Consider the following 13749-nt stretch of genomic DNA (forward strand, 5'->3'; position numbering starts at 1 on the left):
TTTATCTATATTTCTTTTTTATTAGAAAACTGATATTTAAAACTTGAAAATCTCCTTATTTTCTTAATTAAATAGCTAATTAAGTGTTATAAAGGCATTGACTACAAATAAAAAAAAGTTTAACCTAAATGTACTCCAATTGGAAAGGACCGTTACATATGACTCCTTTAAATAACACACATAATAAAAAAGATTTTTTTTCAACAAAAATGAAATGGTTTTCTATAATAACATTATCCTTGTTATTTTTATTTGGCATTAGCTATTTCTTCTATTTTATCCTTTCTCCAGTCGATAGTGATGAAACAAAAGAAATTCAACAAGCTTGGGATTTTTATTCAAAGGATGATCCTGAGACTCGCTACAACAGTGAGTATTTAGAAAAAGTGCCCCAAGTTTCAAAAAATGAAACTTTCGTGATGGAAACCACTTTAACAAAAAAGCTTGACCAAGCCAGTATCTTGTTGAAAGGAAATCATCAATGGATCAAAGTTCGATTAGATCAACAAATTCTTTACGAACGAACAGGTGACGCAAATACCAAAAATCCTGGGTTATCACTAGCAGTCATTGATTTACCTGACAATTATGTTGGAAAAAAATTATCAATTGAAGTTGCCTCTCCTTACATAAATTTTGCGGGGATCCCACCAAAAGTTTATATTGGTACTGCCTCTTCAATGGTCACGTTTATCTTCTCTAAATCAGTACCACAGTTTCTGACTATGATTATCGCAATTCTATTAGCGGTTGGAACATTGATTATGGCAATCTATATTATGTATAAACAACAGCGGCTGGATCTCTCATTGATTTTTTTAAGCTGTTTTGCATTAATCGTCGGCTTTAGCGCAATGTCTGAAGATATTTTGAGTGGATTGTTATTTGATCCAATCGTTCATTCTACTCTGTCGCATCTTTTTACCGTTTTAAGTGCATTGTTCCTAATTTCTTATTATGCGTTACGCATGGAACGTTATCGACGGCTTTTTGGAATCTGGTGTCTTATTCAAGTTTTCTTATCTTGCTTACCCATTTTATATGCTCTTTTCACACCAGAAGAGCTTCCTGAAATGATGCAATTGATTAGTATCATTCGAGTTTTCAGTACACTGGTGACTTCCCTTGCCTGTATTGGTGAAGCCTATCATGGAAATCGTTTTTTCGTTTCCTGTACGCCTTGGATCATTCTGATTGCAATTAGCCACTGCTACTTGTTTATCCAAAGCACCCTAGGAAATTACGCTAGCACACTCAACTGGTCAACTATTCTTTATATGATTATTTTGCTAGTAATTGTCATTTATAGTATTTCTGAACATATCCATGCCGTAGATCAAAATATTCGAGAAGCTAATTTTTTAAAAACTAAAACTGAGCTGCTTGAGGCGCATTATGAATCCTTACGTGCACATATGAAGGAAATCAGCACACTTCGTTTAGACTTTTTAGATCGAATGACAACAATTCAAGCAATGTTGCAAACTAGTCAACCAGAACAAGCAGAAAACTATCTGAATGAACTTCTTGATGAAGCACAAAATTTTGAGCTTATGACTTCTTTATCTGGTCATTCATTGACAAATTTGATTTTGGCACGTTATCAAGAAATTGCGAATAAGCAAAGTATTGAAATTCATTTTAATGCCGACCTTCCAGGAACGTTATTTGTTCACGATGACGACTTGACCCAATTATTGATTCATATCTTGGAACATTCTTTCAGAGAATCACATGCAATTGAAAACCCATTACAGCGAAAAATTTTCCTTTCAATGCGTGTCAGTGATGATGATTTCATTATTCATTGTGAACACAATGCACATTATGATACAAATATTTTTGACCGTGGAATAACGACCGAATTAGATAGTCAAGAACACTTTGATTTAATGATGATAAAGCTTGTCACTGATAAGTATTCTGGTAAATTAACTCAAGAAAAAGATGAAATTTTTGATCGTGTTACGATTCAACTTTCTCGCATTTAAAAAAATAAAAAAGCTTCCGGAAAAATTTCCCGGAAGCTTTTTTGGTTACTAATCGGTCACTCTTTTTAATAAAGTAATGACAGTAAGTCTTCCGACTCGATTGCACCAAAGTATTTTTTAACGTCGATTGTATCGACCGTTTTCTCTAATGAAGCTTTTTCATATTTTTGACCAATCAACGCTTGTTCAACATCAGCGATATTTCCTAAACCAAAGAAATCACCATAAATTTTTGCATCGTCGATCAATCCATCAGCAACATCTAAATGAACTTCAATCGAGCCAATTGGAAAACGTTTTTGACGAGAAAAATTGAAATCAGGTGATTTTCCATAATTCCAATTCCAATTTCTGTAATAATCTTCAGAAATTTGATTGATTTTTTCCCAATCAGCTTCAGTTAATTGATATTCTTTAATATCAGCCTCTGATTCTACACCAAAGATTTTTAATAAGATTTCTTGACGAAACTCTTCCGTTGTCATCTCTTGTTTATCTTCTGGCAAGAATGGTTTGATATTTGTCACACGTGAACGAATAGACTTGATCCCTTTTGATTCAATCTTGTCTTTTTTCACCTTCAAAGCATTAACAACTTCATTGATATCGGAATCGAACATGATTGTCCCATGGGCAAACATTCTGCCACTTGTCGCATACATTGCATTCCCAGAAAACTTCATTCCATCAATTACTAAGTCATTTCGACCTTTTAACTCGGCACCTGTAACACCTAATTCATGAAGTGCTTGAATAATTGGTTGTGTAACTTTTGCAAAATCACGGAAAGAATTTCCATCATCAGGCATGATAAAACTGAAATTCAAATTACCAAGATCGTGATAGACAGCTCCGCCACCACTTAGTCGGCGAACCACATGGATTCCTTGCTCTTCAACATAGTCACGATTGATTTCTTCAATCGTATTTTGATTACGTCCGATAATAATCGAAGGCTCATTGATATAAAAAAGTAGAATAGGTTCATCTAAAGGCATTTCTTGTAATAAAAATTGTTCAATTGCTAAATTTACTCTTGGGTCGTGGTTTTCATTCGGTACAAAAATCATGGTCGTCCTCCTAGATTTCAAATACTTTATCGACAGCTGCCAATTCAACAATCACATCTGGACCAGCAGCTTTTTGTGCTTCGTTTCTTAGTTGTTCCAAATCACCAAATTGAGGTAAATGCGTCAAAACAAGTTTTTTCACCTGTGCAGCTTGTGCCAACTCACCAGACTCTTTTGACGTAAAATGCGCACGATGGCGTTCATTTCCTTCAAATAAATAAGTGTCTGCTAAAAATAAATCGGCTTCTCGTGCAAACGGAATAAAACTTTCCAGATAACCAGAGTCACCAGTGAACACAAATACTTTTCCAGTAGCTTCTTCTACGATTCGCATCGCATAGCAAGGAACTGGATGGATCGTCTTCATAAAAGTAATGAGAAACGGCCCCACTTTTAGTTCTTCTGGTTCATAATAAGCAATTCCTTCTGAGACACCGGGCATACTTAATTCAGCAAAATGAAAAGCATCTTCCGTATGACCATAAATCGGTAATACTGCCTCTGGGTCTTTTTCAGGATGAAGTTGCCAATAGTACTGCAACACACCTAAATCCGCAATATGGTCATGGTGATAGTGACTCAAAATCACCGCATCCAAATCCAGTGGTTCAAGATGTTCCTCCAGTTTAACTAACGTTGCACTTCCCGCATCAATTAGTAAATGAAACTTGTCAGATTGTAATAAATAACCGGTTGTTCCTTGATTTTGATAAGGATAGGCACCTAAACAGCCTAAAACCGTTAATTTCATCGTACATTCCTCCTCAAAAACTTATCCTACCACAAAAGTAATCTTTTCGATGAATAAACTGCTTACACTTGTGCAAAATATTCTGCAGGTGCGCCTTTTTCATTCCTTGCATGGTCGTAAAATCCAGCGGCAGTCACGTTAACATATGCAATAACCCATAATAAACCAAAGACTAAAGCCAACGCTCCTAAAATGTACCAGCCAACAAATGACAACTGCAATAAAATATAAGTGAACCAACGATCTTTCATCAAATACCAAGCATAGCGAAGTGCCTGCATTACGGTTAATTCTGGATAATCAAACTTTGCCCAAACAGCAAACTGAAATAAACCACCCACAATGTTCATCAAGATAACTGAGATAAAAAGTAACAATAACATGCCAAAAATGACACCAAAATCAAGAAAACCACCCTCGCTCACACTGACAGCCACTGTCCCAGATGAATTTAAAATCAAACTGGCATATGAACGAACACCAGACATCAAGATTGCTGGTAAAAACACCAATGAATTAATCAACCAATTCACTACAGTGTTCAACAAATGGATCAGCAATAATGGCACAAAATATTCCTTTTGAAAAACAACTAGCAATAGATTCATTTTTGCCTTCCCACCACGCATCACAAATAAAGCAATGTACACTAGCGAATAAGTAAATGCAAATAGTAAAAAGTTATCTAGCAAAAAGTTGAGAATATTTTCTTGCGTGCTATCTGGAGCAAAAGAGGTCATATTTCCAAAAATCATCTCAATGATGCCTGAGATCAAGCCAGCTAAAAAGATTAACCCAGCATTAATACCCCACTGTTCCTTTAACGCCGTACGCGCCTGCGCACGATAATCTGAAATGCTTACCGTCTTATTCATCAATTAATAGCTCCGAATCTTTTCAACAGTTTCATGGTCTAGACGTTTTACTAACTCCGTCACCAATTTGACTGTATTTAAATAGTCATCTTCATGAATAACCGATGTATGTGAATGTAAGTAACGAACCGGAACAGTGATTGCAACTGAAGGAACACCATCTCTTGTTAAATGCATTTGACCTGCATCTGTTCCTCCACCAGTAATGACTGTATATTGGAAAGGAATCTCCAGTTCTTCTGCTACATCAATCACAAAGTTCAATAATTTTTTATGCGGAATCATTGAAGCGTCAAAAATCAAGATTTGTGGACCTTTTCCTAAAACAGAATCTGCTTCTTTTGGTGTCATTCCTGGTGTATCACCGGCTGTTCCCGTGTCTAATGCAAAAGCAATATCTGGATTTACCAAATGGGTACTTGTTCGTGCACCACGTAAGCCAACTTCTTCTTGAACATCACTACCTGCAAATAAAACATTCGGATGACCTTCTTTGGCTAAGTTTTCTAAAACTCGTAAAGAAACGGCTGTTCCAATTCGATTGTCCCAAGCTTTGGCTAATAAAAATTTACCACCATTTAATCGTTTATATTCAATATAAGGCGTAACCATATCTCCAGGTCGAATGCCCCACTCTTTAGCTTCCTTGTCACTCGTTGCACCAATATCAATAAACATGTCCTTGATATCATATGGTTTATTTCTAACTGCGGGCGTTAAAACGTGAGGCGGTTTTGAACCAATCACACCATGGATCACATCCCCCGCTTGTGTTTTGATTTCAACTTGTTGTGCAAGCATTACTTGTCCCCACCAGCCACCAAGTGTTTGAAATTCTAAGAAACCTTTTTCTGTAATTTTTGTAACCATGAAACCGACTTCATCCATGTGACCAGAAATAAAAACTTTTGGTCCGCCGCCAGCACCATGCTTTGCAATGACGCTTCCTAACCCATCAAAGAAAATATCATCCGCAAATGATTGCGCATACTCTTTGAAAACTTCGCGCACTTCTTCTTCATTTCCAGGTACACCTTTAGCAGATGTTAATTTGATTAATAATTCTTCTTCCTTTTTGTCCAAACTCGTTCCCTCTTTTCTTATTTAGTAAACTAAATTATACCATTTCTCTGCAAGAATGGAGAAAAAGGTTTTCAAGAAAATCATGAAAAAAAGAAAAAGAGGTATGACAAAATTCGTGTCATACCTCTTTTTTTCAGAATAAATGGTATTCCCCAAGCAGCCACTTGGGCAATCAATCTTTTTCCTCTACAAATACGAGTGGCTATTTTTAGGGAAAATCCCGTATGGCTTGCTTGTTGCCGTAACTTTCGACCTACTTAATCGTTAATTTAACTTATCTGGCTCTTTTTGTTGCCACTCTTTACTATAAAAAGCATTATCCAACTTGTAATGAACAGGTGCTTGCTTTTCTGCTAAAAAAGGTGCAATTTTTTGATCGGCGGCTAACCAACCTTGCCAACCTAAATGAATTGTGTCTTCCATAAAATAGGGTGTATTTGCTTGATTTGTTAGATCAACAACTTGTTCAAAGCCTTGACTGGTTAATTGGAATTTCACTTTTTTCGCAAATTGTTGCAACATCTCTTGAGACAATCCAGTGTAATCACTCCATTTTTCATTCACTGGTGGAATGATGAACATCACTTGCATTTTTTGTTTAGCAAATTGTTCCAAAACTAACTGAAAATCTGAAAACTCTGGTGAGCAACGATAGTCCCAGTTTGTCTGTGACTGCTTTAATTTTTCAATTTCTGGACGTACGCGATGCGTATAAAATTCATTTTTTAGTCCATATGGATTATTATTCGTCGATTTTTCACCAATTTTATTTGCTAGTTTTTTCAATTGTGTATCTTGATAAACTTCTGGTAATTGTCCAGTTGCATGATCAATTCGTTTTTGCTTCCCAACTAGCCCAATCTGACTAAATAATTCATCTTCTCTTTTCAATAACTGCCACGCTGGATAGAGTTTCTTACGACTTTTCTCAGTTGGCAACCGACCAGCTTTGATTTGTTGGAGCAACTCAGTCAGCGTTTGGTTTTCTGTTACTTTAGGAAAGCTAAGCAATCGGCGAGCTACATAGCGGTCAGCTGATGTCACTTTTTTCAATCCAAAGAGCCAATCATATGTTTGTAACTCTGAATAATACATATTAAAGTAATCTTTACTTACCCCCTTCTTAACAAACCACTGAGGGGAAATAATAAAGACTGCTTTCTTATCTTTCAAATGACTTCCAGCAGATTGCATCAACATAAATTGACTAAACGATTGGGTACCTGGTGCCCCTAATAAAAAAGGTTCGTAGTCACGCTGATATTTTTTTGCTAAAACACTAGGGTGGAAAGGGCTGATTCGACTTAGTTCACTTGAACCAAAGAAGGGCACATATTTTTCTTCGGCTAACGCTTCGTTTTTGATAGCGTCCCCCTTCAACAAATTACCAGACATTGAACTAGCTGCTTCATGAATAACTTTTGGATCATTTACATTCACACGATAGGGCGAAATAAACAAGAAAACTAATAATCCGATTGCCAAAACAACTGGTCCAAATATGGCAAAAAGCTTCTTTTTCATCATTAATCCTTTAAGTTTTCCGCTTGTGCAATAATTTTATTTGGAGTCGCCCACTCTTCACGTTCAAATTCAGAAACAGGTACTTGAATTCCTAACTCGCCATCTAATTCTACTAATAGTTGAACAGTTGCAAGTGAATCAAGTAGTCCTTCATCAAATAAGTTCATATCGCGATTGTTTCGAACCTCATCCGTTCCAGTAATTTCTGTTAAAATTGTTAAAATTTGTTCTCCCATGTGTATTCTCTCCTTTTAATAAATGTAATTTTCTTTTGTTGAATCAAAGATCAAGCAAAAAGTAAGGTATTTAAAATTCCTGAAAAGATCAATAAACCAAAACAGATTGCCTGAAATGTTAAGAAAACTGCAAATGCGTGTGTCAACTTATTTGCAGGTAACTGACCTTTGTGCTTGCGTTTGAAACGAATCCACGCATCGGTCAGACAAATCAAAGTTGCGTGGTAAATCCCGTAAACAATGTAAAACCAAGTTAACCCATGCCAGACACCCATGATTAGAAATAACACAAAGTAGCCAACATTAGAGGCAACGATTTTGCTTTTAAAAACTTTATTCTTCATCAAGAAAAACATCAGGCGCATATAAATATAATCTCTAAACCAAAAAGATAACGTCATGTGCCAACGATTCCAGAATTCTTTGATGTTCCAAGATAAAAACGGTTTGTTAAAATTGATTGGTGTCTCATAACCCATGAGATAGCTCGTGCCAATCGCAAACAAACTATAGCCAGCAAAGTCAAAGAATAGATACAAACTATAGACATACATATAACCAAGTAATGCCCACGAAATGCCACCATTATGAACCACCATATGTTTCAAAGCTGGTTCTAGAACTTGCCCTAGATAATACCCAATAATAAATTTGTAAAGAAAACCAACAAAAATATTTTGGACACCTTTTCCCAATAACTCAACATATTTCTCAGCACTTGGCGGCTGCAACTCATCCTTTTCAAAACGACGATAGCGGTCGATTGGGCCCGATGAAATGGTTGGGAAAAAGAGTAAAAATTGGATATATCGCAATGGATGATATGCTTTGATCATGCCATCGCGAATCTCCATAATCATCTGAACGGATTTAAAGGTCAGATATGAGATACCTAGAAATCCGATGAATGAAATTGGCTTATCTGTTAGTAATGGCATAATCTTGGTGATTGTCAAAGGTGCAATCGCCAAAAATACTGCCAAGTAAAACCAAACTGTTTCGTTCTTTCTCTGGCGATAACTGAAATAAAGCCAAACTAAGATTACCTGCCAGATAACATAGCCAATTAAAGCAACTCCTTGTTTCCAGTCTGCCCCACCAAAACTAATGAATAAGAAAAAGACAGTGACGATTGCCTGATAAATCGGTAATCGCTTGTTCCGTACGAGTAAGGAAAAAACGATAGGTGCTAACGCAACCAACAATAGCAGAAAGTACAAGGGTTGCGCATAAGGAATCATATGAGGAATCGTCATGTTGGATTCACCTCAGCCAGTAATTTCTTACGATCAATTTTATCGTTTGGTGTTTGTGGTAATTGATCAAGATAGTTGATTCTTTGTGGAATCATGTACTCCATCACTGATTGTCCTAGCTCTTGTTTAATTGCTTTCGTTAACTGAAACGATGGTTCGACCTTTTGTTCTAAGACAATAAACGCAACCAATTGCTGAACTTTCACTCCTTGATATTTAGGTACCACTACTGCTTGTTTAACATTTGGATTCATCCCTAAATAATGTTCGATGTCGCCAAGCTCAATTCGATAACCATGTAACTTGACTTGAAAATCCAAACGACCTTCATACAAAAGCATGCCATCTGTAGTCAAGCTTCCGGCATCACCTGTTCGGTAGCTTGCCTGATTTTCATAATCAAAGAATGCTGCTTCCGTTTTTTCCGGGTTATTCAAATAACCTTTTGAAACACTTGGTCCTGAAATAATGATTTCGCCTGTTTCACCGGCTACACAAGGCTGATTTTCCGCAAAGATTGTTACTTTTGTATCTGATTTCACTTTACCAATTGGAATTCGTTCATACGCATCTAACACAGCTTGCGTAACTTGAACACTAGAAATTGCAACTGTAGCTTCAGTTGGACCATAAGTATTGTAAATTGCCGCATTGGGAAATCGTTTCAATAATTCTTGTGCTGTTTTTTTCGTCAGTTCTTCTCCACAAAAAATAAATTGTTCGAGTTCAGGAACATGCTGTTCATTAAAGTTTGGTTCCATCAAACAAATATCCATAAAGGACGGTGTCGAAACCCATGTTTCCAATTTTAACTGTGGCAAAGTCTGAAATAATTGCTTGAAATCTTGAATAACTGCTTTTGCTAATGGAACAAGTATTCCGCCAGAAACCAATGCTGGATAAATAGAGAAGACCGATAAGTCAAATGAAAAAGGTGCCTGTGCTAAAAAACGCATGCCGGGATGGATAGTAAAATCTGTTAATGTCCATTCCACAAAACTTTTTAAGTTGTCGTGACTAATTTGAACGCCCTTTGGTTGTCCTGTTGTTCCCGAAGTAAAAATAATATAAAAGTTTTCCGTCATGTTTACTGGATGACTAGGCTGAAATGAAACTTTCTCTTCAAAAATAGAAACGAATTCTTTTTTTGTTAAAACTGTTTGTTGATTCAATGCTTCTGGCCATTCGCCCACTCCCACAATCAAGGTTGGCTGCGCCACCGTTAAAATGGCTTCGATTCGTTCTTGCGGTGTCTGTTCTTCAATTGGCAAATAGGCGTGTCCCGCTTTGACAGCTCCTAAAAAAGCAACCAGCATTTCAAATTCTAAATTACCAAATACGACGATTGGCTTTTTATCGTCTACATTTGATTCTAAATAATAGGCAAAAGCATCAGATGCTGCTTTCAATTTTCCATATGTGTACTCTTCGTTCGCCGTGCGGTAAGCCACGCGTTCTGGCTCAGTTACGCCCCAGCGATCGATTGCTTCAATGATTGTGCTAAATTTCATGATGTCCCTCCTAAAACTCATTGTAGATAAAGGATCCTCCCTGGATATTTTTATAGTGATACAAATAAATCAGCGCAAGGAATATCAAACTATAAAAAAGGGTGCGAATGAAAAATTTTCCCCAATAATTAACTTGAGGTTGTGCCCACCATTTCTTCATCAAAACACCTCCATATCAAACTTCTACAGAAATTTTAACGATTTTTCGTCTAAGGGGACATCTATCTAGCTTACGATAAGCGATTTCAGGCTAACACTTTTGTCACAAGGTTGAGAAATAAGGATTATGTCAAAAAATAAAAATAAAAATTAACAGAAATTTTTCTAATTCCTTCAAAAAAATTTAAACTTTTTTCCAACCTATTTTTAGTAATTCTCCCTGCAAGCATTACTCCTTCACTTTCTCCTATTCAACGTACAAAAAAACAACACTCCTATCGACTGTCCATCGATAAAAGTGTTGTGGGTTTCATTTTATTTATTCTTTGATAATTCGATAGTACCAACGACAAGTAATCACATAAAGCAGCACATAGACAACCACAAGTAGTCCACAGACTAAGTATGCAAGCCAGTAATCAGCAGTCTTAATGTATTGAGCAAAGACATTAATTGCAAAAACGGCATGCAAAATACCTAAAATCATTGACGGGAAAAAGGTAATCGCATTTTGCCCATAAATCATCAAACTTACTCTTCTTTGTGGGATACCTAGTTTCGTAAGTAAATGATAATTTCCTTTTTCTTCTTCTGCTTCTGCTAACTGCCGTACCATTAAGATACTACCCGTCGTAATGACAACAATCATCCCAACGAATAACGAAACAAACGTGTAACTTCCCGTTTGGCGATAAACCGAACGCATCTGTGGGTACCTTGCTGTAAAATTCAAGCGTGCGGACTGCCCTGTTTCTTTACTCGTATCAGCAAAATCTTCCGTTGAACTATCTTCAAATGCCTCATCGTCTTCTGTAACTTTTGCAACGATTTTCCCAGTCAATTGCTGCTGATTGATTTCATATTGATACGCAACAGAATGATTCCAGTTGATTTCAACTTTTCGATCCAAAATCTCATTAATAGCTTCATTATTTCCACCAGTTACATTCCAATGAACAACTTGATACGCCGCTCCTGGTGTTGCGTGATAAATTTTCTCACTGACAATCAATGTTGGGCCACTGTAACGCATCGCGCTCTCACCTAAGACATCAGGATGGATGGATTGAATTTTCAAAGCTGTTTGATTCGGCAGGTAGATTCCCTTTCCATAAATCGAAATATTTCTCACTAATGACTGGACTTCATCCAACAATACCGTGTGCTTATCCGACTTCAATCGAATTTTTGGCAATCGAGGATTCATTTTTCTGAAGTCTTGATATTCTTTCTCTGTAATTAAATTCACCAGTTGAAACTCTTGCCCATCTTCTACTTGTCCAAGACGAAAATCATGTACACTTCCAACTACTTTATAGTTCAATATCATTTCTTGTGTAATTTTTTGCTTTTCTTTAGCTAAAATCGGTGCAATAAACTCAGCTGTTTGGGCATCTAATTGATAATCCGTTGCGTTTTCAATATCCGTTGTATGCGTCAATAAGGTAGATAAGGAAGTCACCCCACCAATCGTAGCTAAAGAAACACCTAAGATCAACGTAATCAAGGAACTTGTTCGCCAGCCTTTCATCAGATGGATCTGAGTATTGCCAATCATCAACAGATTAATTCCACGGTAACTAACTTTCCATTTACTAAAACTATTGAGCAAGAAGCGTAAAGAAAAACAGAAAAACAGATACGTGCCAATCACACATAGGATAAAAATCAAGAAGGGATAACTAAAAATCAACCCAAATTGAGCACCATTTTCAACTAACCAAGTCAAGTACTCTCGAAAATGAATTGCCCCAAAATAACCACTTGTCAGCAGAAATAAGCCGATAATACCCAACAAACGATGTCTGGTTCGCAAACGCATTTTTTTACTAACCACTCGCTCTGTATTACCAAAGCTTTGAATCATCGGGTAACGCCAAATCTTCCAAGTCGAGTGTACCGACACAATCAAAATAATTAGAAAAAATGCAACCAACGTATCGACAATGGACGACCAAGAGACAAAAAATGGACTAGTAATTTGCATTCGCATCATTCGGACTAAAATCATTTGAAAGAGTTTTGAAAAAATAATTCCTAACAGAATTCCTGTTATACAAGAAAATAAGCCAATCACCATCGTTTCAATCAGATAGATAGAAGAAATCTGAAACTTACTTACACCAAACAATTGATAGATACCGATTTCTTTTTCACGACGGTTTAGAAAAAAACGATTCGCACTAAAAACAAAAAACAGTAATACCAAGGTAATCATGAACGTTCCAAAACCGAGCGCACCATCAATAGAACCATCTTGACTGGCACGGCGAACTAACGATTGATCGTACGTCATCGAATTGAAGGAATAATAAATCATAACTGAAAAGGTCAGACTAAAAAAATAAATCAAGTACCCTCGCGACTGTCTAAGTAAACTTCTGGCAGCCAACTTATAAAGCATTGATTTTGCCACCTCCCCCGATTGTCGCTTGCATATCGATCACTTTTTCAAAAAATTCACTTCGCGAGCCACGACGAACAACTTCAGAAAAAATCACACCGTCTTTGATAAATAAAATGCGATTACAATAACTTGCGGTGTAAGGATCATGGGTCACCATCAAAACAGTTGCTTTTTCTTTTTGATTCATCAACGTTAAATAATTTAATAATTCTGTTGCTGATTTTGAATCAAGAGATCCTGTTGGTTCATCTGCAAAAATAACTTTTGGATGAACAACCAAGGCACGCGCCGCCGCAATTCGCTGGCGTTGTCCAACCGATAATTCATCTGGGTAGCGTTTCATGATTTCTTCAATATCGAGTAGCTGTGCCACATGTAAGACACGACGCTCCATTTCTTCTTTCGGTATTCGTTCCACTGCTAAAGGCAACAAAATATTATCTTTTGCATTCAAGGTATCTACTAAATTAAATTCCTGAAAAATAAAGCCTAATTGCTTTCGTCTAAAATCACTAAGCTGACTACTCTTCATTTTAGTGATTTCTTTTCCTTCAATCGTGACACTTCCCATAGTTGGCAAACTGATCGTCGATAAAATATTCATCAAAGTTGTTTTCCCTGCACCACTTGGACCCATGATTCCTACGAATTCTCCTTCGTCCACAGTGAAAGAAAGATTGTCTAGTACTTTGACGGGTGCTAATTTATTTCCATAAATTTTACTGAGATGTTTCACCTCAATCATTCGTTCCATGTGTTTGCCCTCCTAAAATATTCCTCACTACTTTTATTATACTTGCATCGTAGCATAGTCTTTTGTTTTTTTCTCTTTAGTTTTTGTCACTTGGAGCAAAAAAAATGTTTTTTTATTTTTTTAATTTTTTTT

General features: G+C 36.6%; 12 protein-coding genes. 1 reads left to right on the plus strand and 11 read right to left on the minus strand.

Annotation, left to right across the window (positions count from 1 at the left end):
* Positions 1–158 precede the first annotated feature (158 nt).
* Positions 159–1991, plus strand: a complete 1833-nt coding sequence (locus IGJ66_RS08910; RefSeq protein WP_430616515.1) for a hypothetical protein — start codon at positions 159–161, stop codon at positions 1989–1991.
* Positions 1992–2056: 65 nt separating this feature from the next.
* Here the strand turns inward: IGJ66_RS08910 and IGJ66_RS08915 are convergent, their stop codons facing one another.
* From IGJ66_RS08915 to IGJ66_RS08965, 11 genes are all read right to left on the minus strand, one after another.
* Entirely contained in the window at positions 2057–3061 is a 1005-nt protein-coding gene (locus IGJ66_RS08915; protein WP_067480448.1) for a lipoate--protein ligase, read from the minus strand.
* A gap of 10 nt (positions 3062–3071) precedes the next feature.
* Entirely contained in the window at positions 3072–3812 is a 741-nt protein-coding gene (locus IGJ66_RS08920) for an MBL fold metallo-hydrolase (RefSeq protein WP_067480445.1), read from the minus strand.
* Positions 3813–3874: 62 nt separating this feature from the next.
* Positions 3875–4687, minus strand: a complete 813-nt coding sequence (locus IGJ66_RS08925; RefSeq protein WP_067480442.1) for a DUF975 family protein — start codon at positions 4685–4687, stop codon at positions 3875–3877.
* Positions 4688–4690: 3 nt separating this feature from the next.
* Complete coding sequence (locus IGJ66_RS08930) at positions 4691–5770, minus strand: M42 family metallopeptidase (protein WP_067480439.1); 1080 nt, start codon at positions 5768–5770, stop codon at positions 4691–4693.
* Between the two features lie 264 nt (positions 5771–6034).
* Positions 6035–7294: a D-alanyl-lipoteichoic acid biosynthesis protein DltD gene (gene dltD / locus IGJ66_RS08935; protein WP_218657891.1), complete on the minus strand. Its 1260-nt coding sequence runs from the start codon at positions 7292–7294 to the stop codon at positions 6035–6037.
* A 2-nt stretch (positions 7295–7296) separates the two neighbouring features.
* Positions 7297–7530 carry a D-alanine--poly(phosphoribitol) ligase subunit DltC gene (gene dltC, locus IGJ66_RS08940; RefSeq protein WP_067480435.1) on the minus strand — a complete coding sequence of 78 codons (234 nt, stop codon included), beginning with the start codon at positions 7528–7530 and terminating at the stop codon, positions 7297–7299.
* A 50-nt stretch (positions 7531–7580) separates the two neighbouring features.
* Complete coding sequence (gene dltB, locus IGJ66_RS08945) at positions 7581–8786, minus strand: D-alanyl-lipoteichoic acid biosynthesis protein DltB (RefSeq protein WP_067480434.1); 1206 nt, start codon at positions 8784–8786, stop codon at positions 7581–7583.
* Entirely contained in the window at positions 8783–10297 is a 1515-nt protein-coding gene (gene dltA / locus IGJ66_RS08950; RefSeq protein ID WP_311798180.1) for a D-alanine--poly(phosphoribitol) ligase subunit DltA, read from the minus strand. Before dltA ends, dltB begins: the two co-directional genes overlap by 4 nt.
* 10 nt (positions 10298–10307) lie before the next feature.
* Positions 10308–10457: a teichoic acid D-Ala incorporation-associated protein DltX gene (locus tag IGJ66_RS08955; protein ID WP_067480430.1), complete on the minus strand. Its 150-nt coding sequence runs from the start codon at positions 10455–10457 to the stop codon at positions 10308–10310.
* Between the two features lie 318 nt (positions 10458–10775).
* Positions 10776–12860, minus strand: coding sequence for an ABC transporter permease (locus IGJ66_RS08960; protein WP_413124011.1), 2085 nt, complete (start codon positions 12858–12860; stop codon positions 10776–10778).
* The gene (locus IGJ66_RS08965; RefSeq protein WP_071868189.1) at positions 12850–13617 is read right to left on the minus strand and encodes an ABC transporter ATP-binding protein; all 768 of its coding nucleotides are present in this window, start codon (positions 13615–13617) and stop codon (positions 12850–12852) included. Before IGJ66_RS08965 ends, IGJ66_RS08960 begins: the two co-directional genes overlap by 11 nt.
* Positions 13618–13749 lie beyond the last annotated feature (132 nt).

The sequence above is a fragment of the Enterococcus sp. DIV0176 genome, from assembly GCF_050528535.1.
Taxonomy (GTDB): Bacteria; Bacillota; Bacilli; order Lactobacillales; family Enterococcaceae; genus Enterococcus_B; species Enterococcus_B thailandicus.

What these genes read in the sequence shown, in the direction of transcription:
- IGJ66_RS08910 (WP_430616515.1), top strand. Translation starts at nt 159, where the DNA reads ATGACTCCTTTAAATAACACACATAATAAAAAAGATTTTTTTTCAACA.
- IGJ66_RS08915 (WP_067480448.1), bottom strand. Translation starts at nt 3,061, where the DNA reads ATGATTTTTGTACCGAATGAAAACCACGACCCAAGAGTAAATTTAGCA.
- IGJ66_RS08920 (WP_067480445.1), bottom strand. Translation starts at nt 3,812, where the DNA reads ATGAAATTAACGGTTTTAGGCTGTTTAGGTGCCTATCCTTATCAAAAT.
- IGJ66_RS08925 (WP_067480442.1), bottom strand. Translation starts at nt 4,687, where the DNA reads ATGAATAAGACGGTAAGCATTTCAGATTATCGTGCGCAGGCGCGTACG.
- dltD (WP_218657891.1), bottom strand. Translation starts at nt 7,294, where the DNA reads ATGAAAAAGAAGCTTTTTGCCATATTTGGACCAGTTGTTTTGGCAATC.
- dltC (WP_067480435.1), bottom strand. Translation starts at nt 7,530, where the DNA reads ATGGGAGAACAAATTTTAACAATTTTAACAGAAATTACTGGAACGGAT.
- dltB (WP_067480434.1), bottom strand. Translation starts at nt 8,786, where the DNA reads ATGACGATTCCTCATATGATTCCTTATGCGCAACCCTTGTACTTTCTG.
- dltA (WP_311798180.1), bottom strand. Translation starts at nt 10,297, where the DNA reads ATGAAATTTAGCACAATCATTGAAGCAATCGATCGCTGGGGCGTAACT.
- IGJ66_RS08955 (WP_067480430.1), bottom strand. Translation starts at nt 10,457, where the DNA reads ATGAAGAAATGGTGGGCACAACCTCAAGTTAATTATTGGGGAAAATTT.
- IGJ66_RS08960 (WP_413124011.1), bottom strand. Translation starts at nt 12,860, where the DNA reads ATGCTTTATAAGTTGGCTGCCAGAAGTTTACTTAGACAGTCGCGAGGG.
- IGJ66_RS08965 (WP_071868189.1), bottom strand. Translation starts at nt 13,617, where the DNA reads ATGGAACGAATGATTGAGGTGAAACATCTCAGTAAAATTTATGGAAAT.